Here is a 22,271-nt window from a genome sequence, read left to right as displayed (position 1 = left end):
TCATGGGTAGATAAAGCGATTCACCACGCCTTCGAGCATCTCCTGGCGGCCGCTTACCGCTTGAGGGTTGAGTTGGTGGCTGAAGGCATGCTCGGCCAGCGATTCCAGGCTGAAGTCACCGCCGAGTACGGCGCGCCCGAACGATTGGTCCCAGCCGGCATAACGCTGGGCTTTGAACTGCTCGAGGGCGTCGTTCTGGACCATGGCGGCTGCGCGTTCCAGGGACAGCGCCAGCACGTCTATGGCGGCCACGTGGCCATGGAACAGGTCAACTTCATCCAGGCTTTGGCGGCGCACTTTAGAATCGAAGTTGTAGCCGCCGCCTTTGAAACCACCGGCCTTGAGTACCTCGTAGGTGACCAGGGTCAGTTCCTCGACGCTGTTGGGGAACTGGTCGGTGTCCCAGCCGTTCTGTGGGTCGCCGCGGTTGGCGTCGATGCTGCCGAAAATCCCCAGGGACGCGGCGGTGGCGATTTCATGGTGAAAGCTGTGGCCGGCGAGGGTGGCGTGGTTGGCCTCGATGTTGACCTTGATCTCTTTCTCCAGGCCGAACTGATGCAGGAAGCCAAACACGGTGGCGCTGTCGTAGTCGTACTGGTGCTTGGTGGGCTCCTGTGGCTTGGGCTCGATAAACAGCTCGCCGGTGAAGCCGATCTTGTATTTGTGCTCGACCACCATGCGCATGAAACGCCCGAGTTGCTCGCGCTCGCGCTTGAGGTCGGTATTGAGCAGGGTCTCGTAGCCTTCGCGGCCGCCCCACAACACATAGCTGGAGCCCTTGAGACGGTGGGTGGCATTCATCGCGCTGAACACCTGGGCCGCCGCATAGGCAAACACCTCGGGGTTGGGATTGCTCGCGGCACCGGCGGCAAAGCGCGGGTTGCTGAAGCAGTTGGCCGTGCCCCACAGCAGCTGGATACCGGTCTCTTCCTGATGGCGTTCGAGTTCGTCGACCATTTGCGCGAAGTGGTTGCGGTACTCCGCCAGGCTTGCGCCTTCGGGGGCGACATCGGTGTCGTGGAAGCTGTAGTAGTCGATGCCCAGCTTGGAGAAAAACTCGAACGCTGCGTCGGCTTTGCCGCGTGCCACTTGCATGGCTTCTCCCGGTTGCTGCCAGGGCCGCTGGAAGGTGCCGGAACCGAACATGTCACTGCCGGGCCAGACGAAATTGTGCCAATAACACGCGGCCATCCGCAGGTGCTCGCGCATCGGTTTGCCGAGGATCAGCTTGTTTGCATCGTAGTGCCGGAAGGCCAGGGGGGAGTCGCTTTGCGGGCCTTCGTAAAGGATTTTATCGACAGCGGGAAAGTAGGGCATCGCCAGATCCTTGTTGTTATGAGTGCACGTTAACCTTGCCTCGATACTAGCAACGGCCCCCGGCCAACCGATTATGAAAATCACCAGAGCCGGGTTCGATTTTGAGTAGTTTTGGGTGCATAGTTGATCGACACCTCCCATGGAGCCGCCCCTGTGAAAACCGTCCCGCCTGTGCACCGGATTGCCCTGCTGTTCAACGGCAACAAGATCTACGATCGCGGCATCATCACCGGGATCGGCAACTACTTGAGCAGCACGCGGGTGTCGTGGGATTTGTTTCTGGAGGAGGACTTCGTCTGCCGGCTCAAGGGCATCGAGCGCTGGCATGGCGACGGGATCATTGCCGACTTCGACGACCCGGCGATGGGCCCCGCGTTGGCGGGTGTGCATGTGCCGGTGGTGGCGGTGGGCGGCTCCTACGAAGATGAGCGGGCTTACCCACGGCATATTCCGTACGTGGCCACCGACAATTTCGCCCTGATCAAGCTGGCGTATGAACACCTGATCGAAGCCGGGTTGACGCGTTTCGCCTGTTTCAGCTTGCCGGAGGCCGATATCAACCGCTGGGCCCAGGAGCGCGAAAAAGCCTTCCGCCGTTTGCTGGAGCGCGATGGCCTGCCCGTGGAGGTGTATCGCGGGCTGGGCACTAGTGCTCCGCTGTGGGACTCGGCGGTGGAGCAGCAGATCGCCTGGTTGCACAGCTTGCCCAAGCCCATCGGCATCATTGCAGTCAGCGACGCCCGTGCCCGGCAGTTGCTGCAAGCCTGCCTCACCGCCGGCATCCCGGTGCCGGAGCAAGTGGCACTGATCGGCATCGACAACGACCCGCTGACCCGCACCCTGACCCGCGTACCACTGAGCTCGGTGATCCAGGGCACCGAAAAAATGGGCCGCACTGCCGCGCGCTTGCTGCACCAGATGTTGCACGGCATGCCCTCGGCGGGCAGTCAGATCCTGGTGCCGCCGGAAGCGGTCAACGTGCAGACCTCAAGCCTGCATCAACCCCTCGGCCATCCCTACGTGATGCAGGCGCTGCACTTCATTCGCCAGTACGCCTGCCAGGGCATCAAGACCGCCCAGGTCGCCAACTACGTCGGTGTGTCGCGGTCGTCCCTGGAAGCGCATTTTCGCAGCGAATTGAACCGCAGCGTCCACGACGAAATCCTGCGCTTCAAACTCGCGGCGGCGGTGGCGAGCCTGGAAAATACCGGGGCGGGGATTGCTGATATTGCCTACGACTGCGGGTTCAAATCGGCGCAGTACCTGCACACGGTATTCAAGCGCGAGTTCGGGTGTACGCCGAGGGAGTATCAGGTGGGGCAGCTCGAACGCGATTCGAACGATGTCATTTCTTTGTCGCCTTGAGTCCCTATTTTGTCCTGAGCCTCGCTCCAGAACCTCAAGGGATTGAATCGTCTTATGCCGACTCTTACACGCAGAAAGCTGCTGCAGGCAGCTGCCATCGGATCCGCCTACACCCTGTTGCCCGACTCCATTCGCCAGGCCCTGGCGATCCCCGCCAACAACCGCACCGGCACCCTCATGGACGTCGAACACGTGGTGATCCTGATGCAGGAAAACCGCTCATTCGATCACTACTTCGGCACCTTGCCGGGTGTGCGCGGGTTCAGTGACCGCTTCACCATTCCACTGCAGGGTGGGCATCGGGTGTGGGAGCAGCAGGGCGTCGGGCGGCGGATTTTGCCCTATCACCTGGACAGTTCCCGTGGCAACGCACAGCGGGTCAGCGGCACGCCCCATTCTTGGATCGATGAGCACGCCGCGTGGGCCAGTGGCCGGATGAATGCCTGGCCGACGTACAAGACGCCCACCTCGATGGGCTACTACCGCGAGCAGGAAGTGCCGTTCCAGTTTGCCCTGGCCAACACCTTTACCGTGTGCGATGCCTACCATTGTTCGGTGCACGCTGGCACCAATCCCAATCGGCTGTTCCACTGGACCGGCACCAACGGCCCCACCGGCGCGAATGTGGCGGCGGTGGTCAACGAATGGGACGGCCCCGGTGCCGTTAGCGTGGGCTACACCTGGAAAACCTATCCTGAGCGCCTGGAAGAAGCGGGCGTGAGCTGGAAGGTTTACCAGTACTTGCCGGATAACTTTGGCGACAACCCCTTGGCCGGGTTTCGTCAGTTTCGTGCGGCCAGCGTCGCGGCCGGCAACCCTGCAGTGCCACCGAAAGACTTTAAAGACTTCGTGCCCTACAGCGACCAACTGAATGCCCGGGTGCCGTTGTACAAAGGCAATGGCAACACCCTGCCGGCGGTCAGCGGCAGCGACCTTGAGGCGATCATCCAGGGCTTTCGCAAGGACGTGAACGACGGGCGTCTGCCCCAGGTCAGCTGGCTGGTGGCCCCGGCCGATTACTCCGAACACCCAGGGCCTTCCAGCCCGGTGCAGGGTGGCTGGTTCACCCAGGAAATCCTCAAGGCGTTGACCGCCAATCCGGACGTTTGGAGCAAGACGGTACTGCTGGTCAACTACGATGAAAACGACGGTTTCTTCGACCACGTGCCGTCGCCATCAGCCCCATCCAAGCGCCTGGACGGCAGCTTTGCCGGCAAGTCCACGGTAAAGTTCGACAGCGAGATCTTCACCCACCCGGCGCCCCCCGGTTCTAGCCAGCAACCCGCGCCCGACGGCGGCGTGTACGGGCCCGGCCCGCGGGTACCGATGCTGGTGCTGTCGCCGTGGAGCCGTGGTGGCTGGGTCAACTCCCAGGCGTTTGATCACACCTCCGTGCTGCAATTTCTGGAAAAGCGCTTCCACGTACGCGAACCCAATATCAGCGCCTGGCGCCGCGCCGTCTGCGGTGACCTCACCTCAGCCTTCAACTTCGTCAACCCCAACACCGAGACCCTGCCGCCGCTGCACACCATCAGTCGCCAGGCCGCAGACTCCCTGCGCCAACGCCAAGAGCAACTGCCCCAAGTCGCCCTGCCAACCGTGGGCCAGCAACAGGCACCGTTCCAGGCGCGAATGGCGCGGCCATCCCGGGCGCTGCCGTACCAGTTGAACGTCGAGGGCTCGGTTGACCGCCGCGCCAGCTCAGTGAGCCTGGACTTCTTCAACAATGGCGAACAAGGCGCGGTCTTCCACGTCTACGATCGCTTGCACCTGGACGAGGTACCGCGGCGCTACACGGTGGAAGCGGGCAAACACCTCAGTGACACCTGGCAAGTCGCGGGGGCCTACAAGCTCTGGCTGTTGGGGCCGAATGGGTTCCACCGGTCGTTCAAAGGGCACCTGCAGCGTCGCGAGCCGGAGCTATCCCTGGCGTATCATGGCGACACCTTGCTGCTGACTCTGGCCAACCCTGGCAAGCGTGCTGCCTCGGTGACCATCGAGCGCTGCCCTTACACCAAACAGGGGCCTTGGCTGCTGGAGATTGCGGGCGGCAGTACCGTGCAACGGACGTTCTCCTGCCAGCCGAATGGGGGCTGGTATGACTTCAAACTACGTGATGAGCATGGTTGGGTACGGCGCGTGGCGGGGCGCATCGAGACGGGGGCGCACAGTATCAGTGATCCGTTGATGGGTAAGCGCGGTTGAGACGTCGCTTCAGGCGTCAGGAGTTTGAAGGGACGCACGGTTGAATAAGGAACCAAGTGAGGAACTCTGTTCGCCAGAGTGATATCATTTGGCCACTCAGTTGATCGTAAAAGGGAATTTATGCACGCGTTTCTTTCCAAAACCTTCGGTGGCCTCACGGCTCGGTATTATATCCGGCAATTTCTGTTTGGCTTGATGTTCAGCGTCGCCATCGTCTGGAGCCTTGCCCATTCCAAAAATGGGCTTTCGGGCAAATGGGGCGTGGTGGTGTTTTCGATCGTGTGCAGTTTGTTGTACCCGTATGCACGCTTCGTCTATGAAAGCGTGGTGGGTTACATCATGGGGGAGAACGTGTTTTACGTGCCTGCCATACCCATGCTACTGGTCAAGCTGTTCACCATGGTGATGTGTCGGAGCATGGCGCTGTTTATCGCGCCGGTGGGTTTGATTTACCTGTATTTCCATCACAGTCGTGCTGCCAGTGTCTGAGTGATTTCACTGCGCCGTCGCCTTCAATTAGCGCCTGGCCTATGCCTGGCGCTAGCCACCCAGCAGCTTGAAAAGAGTCTTACCGTGAGCGAAGTCATCACCAGCGTGTTACAGCAGGCGGCCAAGAATTTTGCTGTCAGCCTAGACGAGTTTTACCCGTCTTATGGCAGCAACGGCCTTAACGAGCGCAACCTGACATACCAAATGTCCAAAGCGTTTGCGGCGCGAAGCAATGCACATGCCTTTATGGAAGTGCCCTTTCTCAACCCAGTAACCGAGCGCTACGAGTTTCGTATCGACTGCATGTTATTCGACCCAACTACTGTTGCTTTTGTGGAGTGCAAGAGGCTCTACAGCCCGGAAAAAGCGGAACAACTGCGCCTCGATTTTCATCGGATGAGCGCAATCAACCTAGCGCCGGTTCTGGAGAAATTCACCCGTGCTGAAACCAGCGAGCGAAGCGTATATCGCGTCATGCTGGCGGAGACTTGGCAAAAAGCTACCGTGGACTGGTGGACAGCCAAGGACAGCAGTCGCAGTTGGGACAATGAATGGCTGCCGGATGAGCGGGGCGTCTTTGAGGTCAAGACATTCGAGAACGGCAATACATTGTATTGGTTGTTTGCTTTTGAACTGCTGGAGCTTAGTTGATGGTGATTGGAGCCCTGAAGGCGACATACGATATTGTCGAACACAAACACCGTTTTGCCGCCTGGGCTGGAAGCCGCGCGGCTAGCACCAAGACTTGTCGTTTCGACGTAAGTACCGGGCGTGCCATCATTGAGGCCGTTGGGCTACACGATTTGCTGGCGGCCCCAGTGCTGTTACCCACTCCGGAAAAAATTGACGAAATGCATAGTGTCTGGCGGGAAACGGCCATTTTCGAGGCAGAAGCAAAAGGCCTCCGCTGTTTCGGCCACGGTGTGGCGGCGAAGTTGATCAATGTTTACCTGAAGGGTGCATTCGTGTGTGCTGGTCACGAGTGGCACCCCAATGTGAAAGCCCTGCATCCACCCATCGACAGCCTGCTGCTGAATGAACTCTATAGGCTGGATGTGGGGGGGCTGCGTGCGACATGGAAGACGGCACGTAAACAGAGATGGTCAATGTTTGACTCACCGCAATATCAGCGTGTAATCGAGGCGATTCGCGCCGTTTCGGATGGGCGCCCCATGTGGATGGTGGAAACTCATTGGCGTGGGTTTCAATAGGAAAGAGAAGTGTAGTTTTCTGCTGATATAAGGTTGCGGGTTAAAGTTTGATTAATCAAAAAGTAAAGAGGGCAGAGTGGAAGCGATCAGTCCAACAATATGGTTTCCAGTAGTTACGCTGGTAGTAGGCGTTTTTTTGAAGGCTATCTTCGATGCATGGACGGAGAATAGAAAAGTTGCTTTTGATAGGGAATCCAGACTCGAGAAGCGTAAGGAGATCATACTGTTACAGCGTATTGATCTCCAACGAAAGGTTCTTTGTGACTTGCAGCTTGCTCTTTCAGATCTGATGCGCACGACAAATCAGATGCAAAAGCACGCGATTCAGCAACATCACGAGACTGGCTTATGGTGGAAAACTGAACCACCTGAAGATTTGGCTGAAAGGTCTAGAAATAACTTCCGCTCTGTCACCCTGATGAAAGTCAGGGTAAGTGATGAAGAGGTTAGGGAGCTTACAAGTCAATTATCTTTGTCGTGCGCGAGTATTAAGTACACGGATACAAAAGAAGAGGCTGTCAAAACCTTTGACTCTTCGACGGTCCTTTATTCTGAAATCAACGAAAAAATAGGTCGGGCCCTTAGGTCTCTGGAGCATGATGAGCAAGCATTGCTCACCTAACCATCAAAGGTCTTAGTTGGAATTTCCTGTTTTTGGTCATGAATACCTCCGCCATGAGGCAGGGGGCTTATCGACTTGAACACGATGCTCCAGCGTTTAGTTCTTAAGAGATTGCCGCACCTTTACGCTTGAAGCGCATAACTATTAGCTGTGTCGCCAAATAGGAACGCTGGGGTGTCGTTGCTGAACTTGTCACCGAGAACAAGTTCAGTACGTCACTCTGTAATTCCAATGAACCACAAAGGCTGCTTACGCTCGATTCCTGCGTTTGTGCGGCGGTGAGGCTCACCGATTGCAGCGCCAGCTTGCTCGCAAGCGCGTTGATATCGGTGAAGCCGGACACCTCGACATGACCAAACGGTGTGGATAGCTGCCCACGGACGTGACCCAACTGCCGCTGGCTGAAAGCATGCACACTCAGTTCAAGTGTCGTCCCATTGTCAGCCAGCCATGTGCCGTTCAACGCGTTCTCAATCGGTAGTGTTTCCAGGGGCGGCGCACCCGGGTCATCAAGCGATGCCGTATCCACCCGCCGATAAGTAAGCTTGTCAACGTAAGTCCCCTGTCCCGCAAGCCCGGGAAAGTCGCTGCTTGCTACCAACACGTGCGATAGCTGCAACTTGTCTCCTGCGGGTGTAACACTCATCTGCCCGCTTAGTCCTGAACACCAATTCCAGCTCGGATCCGCCGGATCATCGCCGATGGAGTGCCACTCGATAGCCAGTGTCACCGGCTGACTTACAGCGGGGGTAGCAGGCTCGTTCAGTTGAAAACCTGTCACTTCGTACTTGCCTGTTGAGCCGGTCGAAGACTGATAGGTGCCGCGAATCCGATTGCCCGTCACCGCCAGGGTCATGACTGATCCGTATTCATTTTTCCAGGTGCCTGCCACCGATTTATGCTCGGCGGAGGGGACTTCAATCGTCGGGCCAGGAAGTATGACCTTTGTGTTCGCCACCGGGCGGGGGCCTGGGTTGAACGGACGTGACGACGACCGGGTAATGATCTGCGGCCCACCTGGGCGATTGAACAACCAGATTCCGGTGGGGGCGAGTGAGTAAACCTCATGCCCGCATTGCACCACCTGATATTCATAAACGGTGTAGCAGTGCTCCATGACCAGTGATCCCACCAGCACAAGGTCAGGCAGGCCCAGCGGCGAAAACTGCGGGACGGTCTGCCCCTTTTGTGGGCCTTCTTCAACCAGCAGGCTATACAGGTCAGCACCCAAGGTGATTTCACCCTCGGCAAATCCCAACACGACATCAGGTCGTGCGCCGCGAGCGATAAGCGCCAGGGTTTGTCCCATGATCTTGTCATCGCCCTTGAATTGCGAAGATCCAGAGTCCAGGGCAAAGCTCAAGTTGTTCGCCAGCGTTTCACCGCCCACCGAGTAGGACTTCAGTTCGGTAGACCATATGTATTCCACACCCGGCAATCTGCTATAGACGGACCAGGGGAGAAACAACCCGGGGCCCCGGGTTTTAGAGGCATCGATAGCTCCCATCTGGCACGTGCCGCTGCGATCTGTGGAGTTCCAGTCGAACGCTACGTAGGGATGCGTCGGGTCGAGTCGACCACTGCTGATCAGATCCTGTAACAGAAATGAGCTTCGTCCTTCAATGTAGGCGCTGCTGCACGGCAGGCCGATACTGCCATCCCAATCCAACTGCTTGAACGAGTCACCGTCATAGTAGGTTGCCAGAAACAGCTTGATCGGCTGTGCGCTTCCTGAAGGGGCGGTTAGTACGTCCGAAGCGCTTTCAACCTGCATCGTGCCCCAGGGGCCAAAGCTATAGGGGCGTTGCAGGCAGTCGGTAAATGCGAAGGTGCTGGAAGCTCGGTGGTCAAACCGGCCTGCGGCGAAATGAACGCATCGATCAGCTGGGCAAAGTGTTGAAGTCACCCAACTGATATTGGTGCCTGAATCGATTGCCAGCTTCAACGGTTGACCAGGGCTGCCCAGTGCGATTGTTGAGTACCATGGTGAAGCCCCGTTGTTCTGGAAGGGGCCCCGTTGCATTGGAAATACCAGCCCATTGGCCGGCGATTGTGTGTCCATGATGAATTCCGTTTCTGGGGTGATGTGCAGCGACGTCACGCAGTAATAGAGCTTCCCGGTTGTCCGGGAAGCTGATGCCAACGGCATGCATTCAAACCGACTTGTCTCGAGGCTGATGTCGGGCTGCTTCTTGCTGTCTTGTCCGAAACGGCGGCGACGGTTGGCGGTTCATTGCAAGGCCCTGCCTTCGGTCTCCGGAATAAATGCCACTAACATCACGGTAACCAGCATGAAGGCGTTGATGAGGGTGGTCGTAACATTGAAAGACGCGCCATAAGCCACCAGTGCACCGATCAGTGAGGGCGCCAGAACGTTGGCTACCCGCTGGGCGAAAATCGCCCAGCCGTAACCAATGGTGCGTAGTGGCGTCGGGTACAGTTCGGCGATCCAGGTGCCCCAGACACCCCAGGCGCCAAGGCTGAAAAAAGCCAGGGCAAAGTTGCTCAGGTAGAGCATTTCCAGGGTGTGTGCGTTGGCAAAACCGTAGCCGGCAACCACTGAGGCTCCGATAAAGCCGATGATGATTTTCTTGCGCCCGAAACGATGGGTCAGGAAGGACGCGGCGACGTAACCGGGGATCATGCACAGCGCCGACAGTGCAATGAAGCCGTAGCTTTGCGGCAAGCTCAGACCACGTTGCTGCAATAGGGTCGGTAGCCAAGTCTGCAAACCCCAATAGCCCCATGAGAACGTGAAGTTGACGAGGATTTGCAGGGCGCTGACTTTGAGTATGGCGCCTGCAAACAAATCGCGCTGGCAGCCTCGGGTGCTCTGGTCGACTTGCAGCTGGCAACTTTCAGCTATTTGCACGGCGCCGCGACTCAGTCGCTGGATCACCCTCTTGGCCTGAGCTTGCCTGCCCACACTCGCCAGCCAATAAGGCGATTCCGGAACCCAGAGCGCCACCACCAGCGCCCAGAGGCTTCCCATGGAACTCAGCACGATAATCGCGCGCCAGCCCCAGGGCATCAGCCATACCGAGGCTCCCAGCGCCAGTAGCATCCCGATCGGCCAGCCCGAGGCGAGGTACACCGTGAGCGCGCCGCGATGGCGCACCGGCAGCAGTTCCTGATAGTGGGCAAAGGTGACGACCATCATCCCCACTGCCGCTACGCCCGACAGCAGCCGCAGCACATAAAGGCTGAGGTAGTTCGGGGCGAACGCACTGGCCAGCGAAATCACGCCGTAGATCGCCAGGCTCCAGAGAATCGCGCGTTTGCGTCCAATTCGTTCGGCGACTTTGCCCCAGGCCAATGACCCCAGCAGCATGCCGATGAACATGGCACTGATCAGATTGCCGACTGCGAGCGCGTCGAGGGCCAGGTCTTCTGCTATCAGCGGCGCGGTGTAGACGATGATCATCATCTCCCACGCCTCGATGGCAAATACAAAGAACAACGCGAGGCAGCATTTCAGATGCTCGCGAGTCAAGGGAACATCTCTGAACACATCGCCCACCTGCTGGATGGACGCGTTGCTGCCCGGCGAGGGCGTCTCGGTGACGTTGCTCATACTCATGGAAGATCATCCAAGTGAGGGAGGGTTATGCCTTGACCCGATTGCCGATCGGCACCGGCCCCTGGAACAGGCCGAAGGCCTTGATCTCGGTTTCCGGTGGCGGTTCACAACTGCCAACCCGGCTGGGTGACCAGCCGAAGCGCCGTTTCATGCCTGCCATGGCCTCGGCCATCTTGAAGGCCGCAACCACGGGGTCGATTACCGGTACGCCGACTTCCCGCTGCACCTGCTCAAAGAAACCGAACTCGATGGTGCAGCCGAGCACGATGGCTTCCGCCCCGTCCTCTTCGACGGCCAGCATGGCTTGTTCGATGATTCGGCTGCGGGTGAGGGCGGGGTCCTTCTGGAATTCATCAACCCCCATGCCCAGTGGTCTCATCGATGCCAGCCGGTCCGCCGCGCCGTAGCTGCGAACCCGTTCATGCATCTGCTCCATCCACTTGTTGCGACCGACGATGATCGAGAACCGGTTGGCCAGATGCTCGACCACTTGCAGGCTTGCCTGGCAAGGGGCGACAACGATCGTCTCGCCGGAGATTTCCCGGGCATCTTCCAGCGCGGGATCGTAGAAGCAGCCTATCACCAGCGCATCAATATTCTGTTGCCCGCAGTCACGGGCGATACGGAGTGTGCGTTCATAAGTGAGTGCTTCGTACGCCCGATATTCCAGATGGGTCGGGCTGTGTGCCATGTCAAAGGACACGACTTCGATGTGCGTCGATGGTTGCTTGATGCCGCGGAGCAGGTCGGCGATGGGGGCGTCGAATGTGGAGCAACCAATTGGGTTCAGCCAGCGCACCGTTACGGGTACATCCTGCGGCTGGGGAGCGGGTGTTGTAGTGTGCATGCAATAGTCCTCGGAAATTTTCGCAGGCGCGATTAGAAGAACTTCACCAGTGCCATGGTCAGTTCATTGGCACGGGTCAGGTTGGCGCTGCGGTAGTACTCGAAGTTCATATTGGCGGAGAGGTAGAACCCCTGTTGGGCAAACCCGGTATAGGTCATGGACGGGCCGATCTTTGCAACGCGTGACTCGGCGAAGTCCGACGCGGCTTTGTTGTTGATGTGATAGACGTGATGCACGCCCAACCACAGGTCGTCGGTGACGAGGTACCCGGCGGCAACATTCGCCAGCCATAAGCTGACTCCGCCACGCAGGCGCTTGGGGTTGTCGGTGCCGAGGTCGGTGGTATTGCGATTGCGCGCGGCGTAATGGATGCCCGCCGGGGTAAAGGTCGCGGCAAAGTTCCCGACGCGCACGTAATTGGCGAGGCTGAAACTCACCGCATATCGATTGGCGAACGCGCCGTAGCCGGCGATGTCATCATTGCCATTGGGGAACTCGACCATCAGGGTCGGGTTGGTCCAGAACGTGGTGTAGTCAGCAGAGCCGGGTTCGCTGGTGGGCTCCACCACGTTGTAGTAGTAGGCAAAGCCCAGGTTGGGTGAAGCAACGCCCCAGGGGCTGGTGTCCCGTGCGCCATTGGTGCTGGCGTAACCGGGGACGGCGCCCACCCAGAACTGCAACTGATCACGGGTGGTGTCGGTAAAGCCCGTCTCGGAGAAGTACGCCAACACTGTATTGCCACCGGCGCGGACGTTACCGTCTGCCGTGCGATTGAACACCGGGAATGACTCCAGTGCCCATTTGCCCGGGATGCCCGGCTGGCCAAAACCAATGAACTGCTCGGCGTTGGCTGATGCGCTGAATCCCAAAACCAAGGCAATCGCGGGCAACACCCAAGGACGTGAAGGGGTGTACGGTTTCATATCAGTTCTCGCTTTTTTGTTGTTGTTCTAAGTACTGAGGGCTGGTGCGTTCGGCGTAATCGTCGTCAGCAGCACCTGTAGGTCAAATCTGCACGCCGTATATCGTTCTGGCCGTTTCGGTATCGACATAGCCGTTCTTCAGGTCATCCAGCACGGCTTGTCGGTTGCGCTCAGAGGGTGACCCGTAACCACCACCGGCTCCGGTGCGCACGCGTACCAAATCGCCTGCGTCGAGGCTGATGCTGCTGGCCATGGCATAACGCTGTTGTGTGCCGTCGCAGCGGGAGACTTCGACATAGTTGGGCGTACCGTCCAGGCCTTGCTCAAGCCCCCACGGTGGTATGACGGCACGGGTGTAGCCGCAGGTCAGGAAGCTGGCATCGGAGCGTATGCGGTAGTCGATGAGCAGGCCTCGCCCGCCGCGGAACTGGCCGTGGCCACCGGGCTCGTCATTGAGTTCCATACGTTCGACGTACAGGCCATAGCGGGCTTCGCACACCTCAACCGGGCAGTTGTAGGTTTCCCCGTGAAGGCCCGAGTACACCGCGTTGTTGCCGTCGCGGCCGGGTTCGGCCCCCCAGCCGCCAATCTCGGGCTCCACCAGGGTGAATACGCGCCCGGTATCGGGATGCACACCACCGATGATGGTGGCGCACACCGAGGCAAAATTGCCGGCGGGCAAGCGATCAGGAAACCGCTGGGCCAGGCAGCGCAGGATCAGGTCGTGCACGCGGATCAGGTTTTCGAAATAGAACCCCTCGGCTGCGGGAGGCTGGGCATCAAACAGCGACCCGGGCCGGGTCAATACCCGGAGGGGGCGGAAGGTGCCTCCATTGGTGACGCCTTGTGGCGCGGTCAAGGCCTTGAAGGCCATCTGCGCCGCGACCACTGCGCCATCTCGGCTAAGATTGGTGGGCCCGGCACATTGGTCAGGGTTGTCGCGCAGGTCGATGATCAGATCGCGTTTGGATATCTGAATCGACACCTGGAAGAGGCTGCCGTCGTCCTGCACTTCTTCTTGATGAAGGTGAGTGGCAGGCAAGTTGCGCAGTGCGCCCAAGGAGATCTTTTCACCCAGGCTCATAAATTCCTGCATGGCCGTGAGGAATACCTCGATCCCGTACTTCGCGCTCAGTGCCTGCAGGCGCAGGGCGCCACTGCGTACTGCGGCGACACCTGCCCATAAATCCCCTTCCATGAAATCCGGCATGCGGGTATTGCAACGCAGGATCTGCAGCACTGAACGAATCGGCTGGCCCCGACTGATGAGTTTGACCGAGGCCAGGCGCAGGCCTTCCTGGAAAATCTCGGTTGCCTCCGTCGACAACGAACCCGGGACCATGCCGCTGATGTCGTTCCAGTGGGCGATGTTGGCGGTCCAGGCCAGTAAACGACCCTCGGCGAACACCGGCATCGCCAGCACCACATCGTTGAGGTGGGTGACGCCGCCACTGTGGGGATCATTGGTGATGAATACGTCACCGTCCTCGATCTCCCCGGGCGTGGGGTGCTGAATCAGAATCTGCTTGACGGCTTTGTCGAGCACACCGACAAACGCTGGAATACCCGCGCCCGAGCTGGCGATTTCGCCATGGGCATCGGTGATGCCGGTGCCCATGTCCAGAACCTCATAGATCACCGGGCTCATGGCAGCCTTGCGCATCGCCTCGAACATTTCATCGGCGATTGCCTGTAGCGAGTTCTGGATGATATCCAGGGTAAATATATCGATTTTGCTCATGGGGGCTGCTCCTTCAGGCGCCGAGGGTGATATGCAGGTTGCCGAGGCGGTCGACGAGTACCTGATTGCCGGGATGGACCACGACGGTGGAACCGGCATCCTCGATGATGGCTGGGCCGCTGAAACTCATCTGCGGCTCCAGGCGGGCGTAGTCGTAGATGGCCGTGTCGTGGATGCCTTCGAGGGCGAAATCCACCGGGCGTTGGCCTTTGCGGGCCTCTGCCAGCGTGCGACCGGTGACGGGCAGGGCTTGCAGGTTCAACTTGCCAATCTGCGCGACGGCCACCAGATGGAAACCGACAATTTCCAACGGCGCCTGTAGGCTGTAGGAGTACTGCTGCTGGTAAATATCGTGGAAACGTCGGGCTATCGCCGGCCAATGCTCTGAGAGGGATTCTTCATGATCCAAGGCGACCTCGACGGCGTGCTCCTGGTTCTGGTAACGCAGCTTGCAGGACACCCGCAAGTCGACCTGATCCGGAGCAATGGCTTCGTCGACAAATTGCTCCCGGGCGTTGTGCATCAGGTCCTGGAGAAATAGCTGGGTAAGTGCGAGCTCGCCTTCGCGTTCGGTTTCGACAAAGCGATTGATGAACAGGTCGCGGCGCAGGTCGGACATGGTCATGCCCCATGCGGAGAACACGGATGCACCTCGGGGCACAATGACTTTCTTGACCCCAAGCTCTTGAGCCAAGGCGACAGCATGCATGGCGCCGCCGCCGCCAAAGGCGATCAGGGTCAACTCCCGGGGATCATGGCCACGACTCAACGACACCAGTTTCAATGCGTTGACCATGTTGTCGTTGGCGATCCGAATGATGCCGCGGGCGATTTCACAGGCGGGTAGCTTCAGGCGCTCGCTCAGTGGGTCGAAGGCCTGCTCGACAGCCGCCATATCCGCGACCAGCTCGCCACCGCAGAAGTAGCCGGGGTTGATCCGGCCCAGGGCCAGGTTGGCATCCGTCGTTGTGACCTGCGTACCGCCGTTGCCATAGGCCGCAGGGCCGGGCAGGGCTCCGGCAGACTCGGGGCCGACGTGCATTTTGTCGAATTCGTCGACCCAGGCAATGGAACCACCGCCATTACCGATTTCCACCAGGTCCACCACCGGTACCATGATCGGGTAGCCCGCATTGAGCCGATTGCGTTCAATCCAATAGTCGGTCTTGATCGACACTTGGCCGTTACGTACCAGCGAGCATTTTGCGGTGGTACCGCCGATGTCCAATGCCAGCAGGTTCGGCTCGTCAAGCAGGCGACCGAGCTCGGCGGCGGCCCAAAAGCCGCTGGCAGGCCCCGACTCGACCATGGTGATGGGAATGTCCCGGGCATGGGTCACACTGTCGACGCCGCAGTTGGACTGCATGATGTACAGCGGTGCCTTGTAGCCACCTTCGCGCAGGCCGGTCTCCAGGTTATCGAGGTAGCGTGCGGCGATGGGTTGGACGTAGGCCGAGAGCACTGTGGTACTGGAGCGTTCGTATTCGCGCCACTCGCGAGTGATCTGATGTGAGGCAACGACCGAGACCTCGGGCCAGAGCCGCTGTACTTCTTTCAGTACCGCCTGCTCATGAACCGGGTTGGCGTAGGCGTGCAACAGGCAGATGGCAATGGCTTGAACCCCGTCGGCGCGAAACGCATCGAGTATGTCCACCAGGCCTGAAAGATCCAGCGGTTCACGCTCGCTGCCGTCGGTATGCAGGCGACCAGCTATCTCGCGCCTCAGGTAGCGAGCCACGAAGGGCGCTGGCTTGACCCATTTCAAGTTGAAGTAGTCCGGGCGATTGGCCCGGGCAATCTCGAGGATGTCGCGAAAGCCTTGAGTGGTGATCAAGGCCGTCTTTACGCCTCGACGCTCGGTCAAGGCGTTAATGACCACCGTGGTGCCATGGGCGAGAAAGTCGACGGTTTCCAGTGCGATGTTCGCTTTCTGGATGACGTTGAGCACACCCTTGGCGAAGTTCGGTGGTGTGGTATCGACCTTGGCGGTGCGAATGATTTGTTGGCCGGTGGCCGGGTTGCTTTCGAAATAGACCAGGTCGGTAAATGTCCCACCGACATCGGTCGCTACACGCACAGTTTTACCGTCCATATCCACAGGGCATCTCCTGATGTGATTGTTGTTATCGGAGCTGGCAGAGCGTTGGGGCTCTCGCTGTTTAGACGGATGCTAGAGGGCGGTGAGCGGGGGTTACTACCTGCGGCACGGGTAGTTCATGGCGCGATTTCCACAGCGCCTACCCGGATGGGTAGGCGGGTGGGCTCAGAGAGAGGAATCAAGAACACCGAGGCGCAACGCTGCACTGATGGCGGCCGTGCGATTGTCTACCGACAGCTTGGCGAAGATGTGTTTAAGATGAAATTTCACGGTGTTTTCAGAGATGTTCAACGCTTGCGCGATCGTCTTGTTTGGCTGGCCGCTGACGAGCAAGGTGAGGATCTGTGTCTCCTTGGCGCTGAATGGCATGCGGGCGCGCACCGGGTGTGCCCGCCAGCCTCGCAGCCGCGTAAGGATGGCTGCCTGACCAGGGAGTATTTCAGGGCAGGCTTCCAGCGCCGGCAGCAGACTTGGACCCACTTCCAGCAGCAGGCCCGGCAAGATCTGCTGAGGTATCGATGCCAGGATCGGTGTCAGATCGTTGGTTTCCAGCGTTGACTGGCCTTTGCCATAGGCGACTAACGCCAGCAGTTGCAGGCGCCACGCAGGGAGGCACAAACCTTTGTCTTGCAGCACTTTGCCTTCTTGATGCAAGCGGGTCAGCGCGGCGGCGGAACGTCCCGAGGCCAGTTGCAGGCGGGCCAGTGCCAAGGTGGCTGCTTCATGGTTACGCCAGTCATCGCGGTCACCTGCAATACGTTCAAGGTCGGCTTGCAATGCCTCCTCGCGAGCCTTTACCAGGGAGCCGCACTGCACCAGCAAATCGACCCGCCATGCGTTGACCAATCGTGTCAGCCGCAGCCATTCACGGGTGTCCGCCAACTGTGCCACCTGTTCCAGTTCTCGCAGCGCCACCTGCATGCCTTGACCGCGCAGCGTGGTGCGCCACGCGATTTCGGCTGTTGTGGCGGCGATATCCAACCAGCCATCCGTCTGTTCGAGGGATGCCCAGCCGTCCCGCCACCAGGTTGTTGCCTCGGACCATGCACCTTGCCAGTAACAGTGTTGCGCCTTAAGGCAGCCGACTAGCGCGTTGACTGAGCTTTCACGGCCAAACTGATCGCCTGAAATGGCCAGCGCCTCGTCGACCATGCGACTCGACTGGGTAATGTTGCCCATCAAGGAAAGTACTTGCGCCTCATGAATACGGCAGTAATTTTCACCGCGCGGAATGTCGACCAGGCGCATCTTGATGTGGGCTGTGCGGATGGTTTGCAGCGCAAGGGGCAGTTCTCCGCGAGTCATGGCGCTCAGGGCCTCTACACAGGCAAGGGTTGCCTGGGCCAGGACTTCTTCGCCCTGCAACTGTACTGGGTCGAACGGACTTGCATGGTTTTCTGCAAAGCGATCGACGTAGGCGTTGGCCAACGTTTGAATGACCTGGAAGTCTCGCTTCAGGCGCCTGTCGTCCTGGATGACGCCTTGCGCCAGCTGTAGCAGTTGAGTGGCTAACCTATGGTCTCCAAGCTTGGCGTGCAGGTACGCTTGGAGCAGCAAAAGGTCAGGCTCGCTGCGCCGTGTTGGCTCATCGAACTGCTGCAACAGGCTTTGTGCATAGCGGATCCCATGCCTCAGTACAGACTCCCATCCCCCTGCGCGCACCACCATATTCACCGCCAGCGCCGTGTCGCTGGCACGTAACGCATGTGACACCGCCTGGATCCAGTCCTTTTCTTGTGCCAACCATTGGGCCGCAGCGCGGTGAATGCGCTGGGCATTTTTGGTGTCACACCGCTTGCTCAGGAAGTCCCGCAGCAGACGGTGGTAGCGGAACCACTGACGCTTGGCGTCCAGCGGGACCAACAGGGCGTCAAGGTGGCTTAATTGTGCAAGCAACTGAGTGCTGTCGGTGCGCTCGCGTATCGCATCAGCGAACCCCGCGTTGAAACGCTCCAGCAATGCGGTATCCATCAGGAAGGATTGACACGCTGGTGGCAAGCGTCCCACGACTTGTTCCGTCAGATAGGCGGCGATATCGGTGACGTGCCCGGAAAACTCGTTCAGGTGGTACAGCGAGCCGTCTCCACTGGCTCGCCACAGCCGAGCCAGTTGCACAGCCACGGGCCAGCCTTCGGTTGTTTCATGTAGATGATGCAGGTCTGACGATGAGAGATCGGGCCCCAGGATCGCGTTGGTTTCGCTCGCTGAAAGTGTCAATTCGCGAGCGGTCACCTCGTGCACCCAGCCCATGGTTTTCCAGCGCGCCAAGGGCCATTGGGGACGAGTACGGCTGGCCACAACCCAATGCAGCCAGGGGGCAGCTTGTTCCAGCAATGCTTGCACAAGGGTATCGAGGTGCTCGTTGGCGGCTGTGTGGTAGTCATCGAGCAGTAGGGTGATGGAGCGGTTCTCCCGCGCCATGCCATGAAGCAAGGCACTGATGGTGCGTTGTGGTTGCGCATCCAGGGATTGAGCTTCTGCCAGCCGTGGCAGGTGCCCGAGATCAAGGCCTGCGTGGTCAAGCGCCAGAATCAGATAGGCCAGGAAACGGTTGGGTTCTGCGTCTGCTTCATCCAGCGATAGCCAGGCAACGATTGCCTGTGGAGAGGTGCGCAGTAGTTCCTGTCGCCACTGCATCAACAGTGTTGTTTTGCCGTATCCAGGGGGAGCCACAAGGAGAATCAATGGCCCATCAATCCTCGTCTTTAATGACGCCAACAAGTCTTGCCGGGGCGTTGAGGTGAGTAACGTCAGCGGCGGTGTCAGTTTGCCGATCCAACGCCAGGTGTACTGGGAGTTACGGGAAGGGTCATGAGTCACGGCAGGAAGGCTCGTGTCGATGGGGTGTGTCTGAACGCTTTATCAGTAATAGGAAAGTAACGTTGAGATGATGAGTAACGGAATGTTTAGATTATGCGGCAGGTTGCTGCTGTGACAGGAGACAGTGCCACTGAGGCCCTGTGAGATTTCGTAAGCCCTTTCCCTGTTTTCCGTAGGAGCAGGGCTTTCTCCCCATGCAGTGCTTGAAACACCACCCCCCGCGGCCATAGCCTCACGTTTTTCCTGACACTGAGGCCCGGCATTGGGTAAGCGAAAAACGGTATGGCCCACGGAGCGGGAAGTTCGACTGCGCTTTATCCTGCTGGCAATCATTGAAACCGCCTCCAATCGAGGCGTTCCCATCGAGCGACTTTTGCTCTCGTACATTCTGCTGCGCAACAAGCCGACCCAGGCGCAGCTGTGGGAGGCCATCAGCGACTGCCTGCTCCTCGATGAGATGAACGGCTTTCGATTTGAACCCGGGTCGGAAGCCGATCGGTTGATGCGCAAAATCAGCAGCGAAACCGATCAGGCCTGACGAACCACCAACACCGGCGTACGCGGCGGTACCAGACGCTTGCTCCCTGTCGACTCATACGCCGACGCCAATCGCAGCAACGCCGAGTCGTCATAAGCCCGTCCGGCAAAGGTCAGCCCCACCGGCATGCCGATGTCCGCCATGATACCCATGGGCACCGTCACTGTCGGCACGCCCAAATGGCGGATGGCGAGGTTACCGTTGGCCACCCATACACCGTTGCTCCACGCGATATCCGCCGACGCGGGATTCACATCCGCATCCGCCGGGCCTACGTCGGCGACGGTCGGAAAAATCACCGCATCCAGCCCCAGCTTATCCATCCAGTCTTCAAGGTCGATGCGCCGAGTTTGTTCCAGGCCGCGTAGGCCATCGGGCACGGTGCTGATCTTGTCCCACGGCGTGATACCGCGCTCGGCCATGCGCACGTATTCGTCCATGCCGGCGGCCAGGTCGTCTTCGCGGTTGGGCAGGGTGCCGGGGTCGTGGGGGAAGATGTTCGGGCCGTCGACATCGGCCAGGCGGTTCAACGCAGGGTCGTTGTTGGCGCGCAGGAAATCATCGAACGCCCAGGCCGACAGTTCCCACAATTCGTCGTGGAGGAATTCTTTCGACACCAGGCCTCGGGTAAACACTTTCGGTGCGCCCGGGCGATCGCCTTCGCAATTGGAAACCAGCGGGAAATCCACCTCGACCACTTCTGCACCGGCCGCTTCGAGTGCCTTGCGCGCGGCTTCCCAGAGGTCAATCACCGAGGCGCGGGTTTTGATTTGCTGGCCAGTAGGGCCGCCGATTCCCGGCTCGTTGCTGGTGCCTGCCTCAGGGTCGGCGTTGATGTACATGCGTGGCACGCCGAAGCGTTTGCCGGCGAGTGCATCGCCGGTCGCGGCCAGGTCTGCGTAGGACTGCGGGCGTACCGAGGCGACGCTGGGGATCGGCACCCAGGGTTGCATCCGCCACAGGTCGCCGCGCGTGTCGGGGTCTTCTGCGACCACGACGTCGAGCACTTCAAGCAGGTCGGCCATGGTCCGGGCGTAAGGCACGACCACGTCCATGGTCGGAGTCAGCGGCCAGTTGCCGCGTACCGAGATCACGCCACGGGACGGGGTGTAGGCACACAGGCCATTGTTGGAGGCCGGGCCGCGCCCGCTGGACCAGGTCTCTTCCGCCAGGCCAAATGCCGCGAAGCTCGCCGCAGTGGCCGTGCCGGCGCCGTTGGAGGAGCCCGACGCGAACGGCGCGGTCAGGTAGTCGGCGTTGTACGGGCTCTCGGCCCGGCCATACACTCCGCGCTGCATGCCACCGTTGGCCATGGGCGGCATGTTGGTCTTGCCCAGGCAAATGGCTCCGGCGGCGCGCAGCCGCTCAATGGTGAACGCGTCGCGGTAGGCAACCAGGTTCGCGAAAGCCGGGCTGCCGGAGGCGGCGGTGAGGCCTTTGACCAGGTAGCTGTCTTTGGCGGTATAGGGAATGCCGTCGAGCGGGCCCAGGGTTTTGCCGCTGGCCCGACGTGCATCGCAAGCGCGCGCTTCCTCCAGTGCTTGAGGGTTGCGCACCACCACGGCGTTGAGGGCAGTGGCGGTGTCGGGGGCGTCGTAGGCGTCGATCCTGGCGAGGTAGGCCTCTACCAACTCAACTGCCGTGGTCTGGCCGGACTCGAGCGCAGCGCGCAGTTGGGCAATGGAAACTTCGGTTACTTCGATCACGTGGTTATCGCCGGGTGCAGAAAAGGGGGAGGGGGTTGAGTGCTGACTCAATCCATTCAGTGAAAGTAGCTTACTGATAGATTTTTCATAGCGCCAGAGAATGGCATCCCTTACTGTGGCCCCTCAATTTCCTTATCGATAACGGTGCGGTTTATGTCCGATGAAGTGCGGCTTGTCGTCATCATTAATACCCAGCCCGGGCGGGGTGCGGACCAGTTGGCCGCGTTTGCCAGACTGGCGCCGCTGGTGCGGGCTGAAGCGGGTTGCATCCAGTACGACCTGCATCCTGTTGAGGGCAAAAGCGACAGTTTTGTGTTGATCGAGACGTGGGCTTCAAAGGCGGCGCTTAAGGATCACCACGCAGCTCCTCACATGCTGGAAGCCGCCAAGCACAACTCGACATTCCGTGCGGGCCCCTCCAACGTATTGGTGCTGGAGCCGGCGGTCCAGGTACGTTGACTTCAACCCGGCGGCTCTAGGGTTTATCATTGGCCCTTCATTTTTTGCTGCCCGGAAAGATTTCGATGTTGTTTACAAGGACTGTCATGGCGAGCGCACTGCTCGCCGTTCTGGCCACCCCGGCCCACGCGTCCAACCTGGACCTGACCTACGAGGCACCGATCCTCAGCGCTGTACCCCTCACGCCGCAGGCTGAGCCGAAGCCGCGTTTCCCAGTCAAAAGCGTTGCGGCCGTGACCGTGGAAAACAGCTGCACCGGCCGCGAGTGCACCTACGAAGGCGACATCAGCCTGCCCCGCGAGGAGCAGACTGTGCGGCGTTTTTCCATCGGTATTCAATAAAACCAACGG

General features: G+C 59.5%; 18 protein-coding genes. 9 read left to right on the top strand and 9 right to left on the bottom strand.

All coding sequences use genetic code 11. The features are described 5' to 3' along the window. Positions 1–1,317 carry a xylose isomerase gene (gene xylA / locus JFU58_RS03370; protein ID WP_201139847.1) on the bottom strand — a complete coding sequence of 439 codons (1,317 nt, stop codon included), beginning with the start codon at positions 1,315–1,317 and terminating at the stop codon, positions 1–3. Between the two features lie 153 nt (positions 1,318–1,470). On the opposite strand from xylA, the gene JFU58_RS03365 reads away from it, so the two are divergent. The 6 genes from JFU58_RS03365 to JFU58_RS03340 all read left to right on the top strand — a co-directional run bounded on the left by JFU58_RS03365 (position 1,471) and on the right by JFU58_RS03340 (position 7,209). Continuing rightward, positions 1,471–2,682 (top strand): XylR family transcriptional regulator, encoded by a 1,212-nt coding sequence (locus tag JFU58_RS03365; RefSeq protein ID WP_093198609.1) that lies wholly within the window; start codon positions 1,471–1,473, stop codon positions 2,680–2,682. Between the two features lie 54 nt (positions 2,683–2,736). Next, positions 2,737–4,887, top strand: coding sequence for a phosphocholine-specific phospholipase C (locus JFU58_RS03360; RefSeq protein WP_201139846.1), 2,151 nt, complete (start codon positions 2,737–2,739; stop codon positions 4,885–4,887). Positions 4,888–5,007: 120 nt separating this feature from the next. Then, positions 5,008–5,376 carry a hypothetical protein gene (locus tag JFU58_RS03355; protein ID WP_201139845.1) on the top strand — a complete coding sequence of 123 codons (369 nt, stop codon included), beginning with the start codon at positions 5,008–5,010 and terminating at the stop codon, positions 5,374–5,376. Between the two features lie 84 nt (positions 5,377–5,460). After that, on the top strand, positions 5,461–6,027 hold the full coding sequence (locus tag JFU58_RS03350; protein WP_177070087.1) for a hypothetical protein: 567 nt from the start codon (positions 5,461–5,463) through the stop codon (positions 6,025–6,027). Beyond that, positions 6,027–6,587, top strand: coding sequence for a hypothetical protein (locus JFU58_RS03345; protein ID WP_177070089.1), 561 nt, complete (start codon positions 6,027–6,029; stop codon positions 6,585–6,587). Before JFU58_RS03350 ends, JFU58_RS03345 begins: the two co-directional genes overlap by 1 nt. A 76-nt stretch (positions 6,588–6,663) precedes the next feature. After that, a complete protein-coding gene (locus JFU58_RS03340; protein WP_177070091.1) occupies positions 6,664–7,209 on the top strand; it encodes a hypothetical protein in 546 nt (181 codons plus the stop codon). A gap of 103 nt (positions 7,210–7,312) precedes the next feature. Here JFU58_RS03340 and JFU58_RS03335 read toward each other — a convergent pair whose 3' ends face one another. From JFU58_RS03335 to JFU58_RS03305, 7 genes are all read right to left on the bottom strand, one after another. Beyond that, the gene (locus JFU58_RS03335; RefSeq protein WP_201139844.1) at positions 7,313–9,271 is read right to left on the bottom strand and encodes an avidin/streptavidin family protein; all 1,959 of its coding nucleotides are present in this window, start codon (positions 9,269–9,271) and stop codon (positions 7,313–7,315) included. A 168-nt stretch (positions 9,272–9,439) separates the two neighbouring features. Next, positions 9,440–10,789 (bottom strand): MFS transporter, encoded by a 1,350-nt coding sequence (locus JFU58_RS03330; protein WP_242488204.1) that lies wholly within the window; start codon positions 10,787–10,789, stop codon positions 9,440–9,442. A 25-nt stretch (positions 10,790–10,814) separates the two neighbouring features. Then, complete coding sequence (locus tag JFU58_RS03325; RefSeq protein WP_177070095.1) at positions 10,815–11,636, bottom strand: aspartate/glutamate racemase family protein; 822 nt, start codon at positions 11,634–11,636, stop codon at positions 10,815–10,817. A gap of 32 nt (positions 11,637–11,668) precedes the next feature. Continuing rightward, positions 11,669–12,559 (bottom strand): hypothetical protein, encoded by an 891-nt coding sequence (locus JFU58_RS03320; protein WP_177070097.1) that lies wholly within the window; start codon positions 12,557–12,559, stop codon positions 11,669–11,671. A gap of 82 nt (positions 12,560–12,641) precedes the next feature. Continuing rightward, positions 12,642–14,300, bottom strand: coding sequence for a hydantoinase B/oxoprolinase family protein (locus tag JFU58_RS03315; protein WP_201139843.1), 1,659 nt, complete (start codon positions 14,298–14,300; stop codon positions 12,642–12,644). A gap of 13 nt (positions 14,301–14,313) precedes the next feature. Next, on the bottom strand, positions 14,314–16,392 hold the full coding sequence (locus JFU58_RS03310; RefSeq protein WP_207198210.1) for a hydantoinase/oxoprolinase family protein: 2,079 nt from the start codon (positions 16,390–16,392) through the stop codon (positions 14,314–14,316). 171 nt (positions 16,393–16,563) lie between these two features. After that, positions 16,564–19,218 carry a LuxR C-terminal-related transcriptional regulator gene (locus JFU58_RS03305; RefSeq protein WP_330564181.1) on the bottom strand — a complete coding sequence of 885 codons (2,655 nt, stop codon included), beginning with the start codon at positions 19,216–19,218 and terminating at the stop codon, positions 16,564–16,566. Between the two features lie 262 nt (positions 19,219–19,480). Here JFU58_RS03305 and JFU58_RS03300 point away from each other — a divergent pair, with 262 nt between their 5' ends. Continuing rightward, the gene (locus JFU58_RS03300) at positions 19,481–19,756 is read left to right on the top strand and encodes a hypothetical protein (protein WP_017477108.1); all 276 of its coding nucleotides are present in this window, start codon (positions 19,481–19,483) and stop codon (positions 19,754–19,756) included. Here the strand turns inward: JFU58_RS03300 and JFU58_RS03295 are convergent. Next, positions 19,747–21,462, bottom strand: coding sequence for an amidase (locus JFU58_RS03295; RefSeq protein WP_201139841.1), 1,716 nt, complete (start codon positions 21,460–21,462; stop codon positions 19,747–19,749). The genes JFU58_RS03300 and JFU58_RS03295 overlap by 10 nt on opposite strands. Positions 21,463–21,615: 153 nt before the next feature. On the opposite strand from JFU58_RS03295, the gene JFU58_RS03290 reads away from it, so the two are divergent. Together JFU58_RS03290 and JFU58_RS03285 are read left to right on the top strand one after the other, a co-directional pair. Continuing rightward, positions 21,616–21,921 (top strand): putative quinol monooxygenase, encoded by a 306-nt coding sequence (locus JFU58_RS03290; RefSeq protein WP_063031353.1) that lies wholly within the window; start codon positions 21,616–21,618, stop codon positions 21,919–21,921. Positions 21,922–22,007: 86 nt separating this feature from the next. Continuing rightward, positions 22,008–22,262 carry a hypothetical protein gene (locus JFU58_RS03285; protein ID WP_063031352.1) on the top strand — a complete coding sequence of 85 codons (255 nt, stop codon included), beginning with the start codon at positions 22,008–22,010 and terminating at the stop codon, positions 22,260–22,262. Positions 22,263–22,271: the final 9 nt, after the last annotated feature.

The sequence above is a fragment of the Pseudomonas sp. TH34 genome (genome assembly GCF_016650865.1).
Taxonomy (GTDB): Bacteria; Pseudomonadota; Gammaproteobacteria; order Pseudomonadales; family Pseudomonadaceae; genus Aquipseudomonas; species Aquipseudomonas yamanorum.
Note: the sequence above shows the minus strand (reverse complement) of the source record. Positions and strands in the feature narration are given on the sequence as shown.

What these genes read in the sequence shown, in the direction of transcription:
- xylA (WP_201139847.1), bottom strand. Translation starts at nt 1,317, where the DNA reads ATGCCCTACTTTCCCGCTGTCGATAAAATCCTTTACGAAGGCCCGCAA.
- JFU58_RS03360 (WP_201139846.1), top strand. Translation starts at nt 2,737, where the DNA reads ATGCCGACTCTTACACGCAGAAAGCTGCTGCAGGCAGCTGCCATCGGA.
- JFU58_RS03355 (WP_201139845.1), top strand. Translation starts at nt 5,008, where the DNA reads ATGCACGCGTTTCTTTCCAAAACCTTCGGTGGCCTCACGGCTCGGTAT.
- JFU58_RS03345 (WP_177070089.1), top strand. Translation starts at nt 6,027, where the DNA reads ATGGTGATTGGAGCCCTGAAGGCGACATACGATATTGTCGAACACAAA.
- JFU58_RS03335 (WP_201139844.1), bottom strand. Translation starts at nt 9,271, where the DNA reads ATGGACACACAATCGCCGGCCAATGGGCTGGTATTTCCAATGCAACGG.
- JFU58_RS03330 (WP_242488204.1), bottom strand. Translation starts at nt 10,789, where the DNA reads ATGAGTATGAGCAACGTCACCGAGACGCCCTCGCCGGGCAGCAACGCG.
- JFU58_RS03325 (WP_177070095.1), bottom strand. Translation starts at nt 11,636, where the DNA reads ATGCACACTACAACACCCGCTCCCCAGCCGCAGGATGTACCCGTAACG.
- JFU58_RS03320 (WP_177070097.1), bottom strand. Translation starts at nt 12,559, where the DNA reads ATGAAACCGTACACCCCTTCACGTCCTTGGGTGTTGCCCGCGATTGCC.
- JFU58_RS03315 (WP_201139843.1), bottom strand. Translation starts at nt 14,300, where the DNA reads ATGAGCAAAATCGATATATTTACCCTGGATATCATCCAGAACTCGCTA.
- JFU58_RS03310 (WP_207198210.1), bottom strand. Translation starts at nt 16,392, where the DNA reads ATGGACGGTAAAACTGTGCGTGTAGCGACCGATGTCGGTGGGACATTT.
- JFU58_RS03290 (WP_063031353.1), top strand. Translation starts at nt 21,616, where the DNA reads ATGTCCGATGAAGTGCGGCTTGTCGTCATCATTAATACCCAGCCCGGG.
- JFU58_RS03285 (WP_063031352.1), top strand. Translation starts at nt 22,008, where the DNA reads ATGGCGAGCGCACTGCTCGCCGTTCTGGCCACCCCGGCCCACGCGTCC.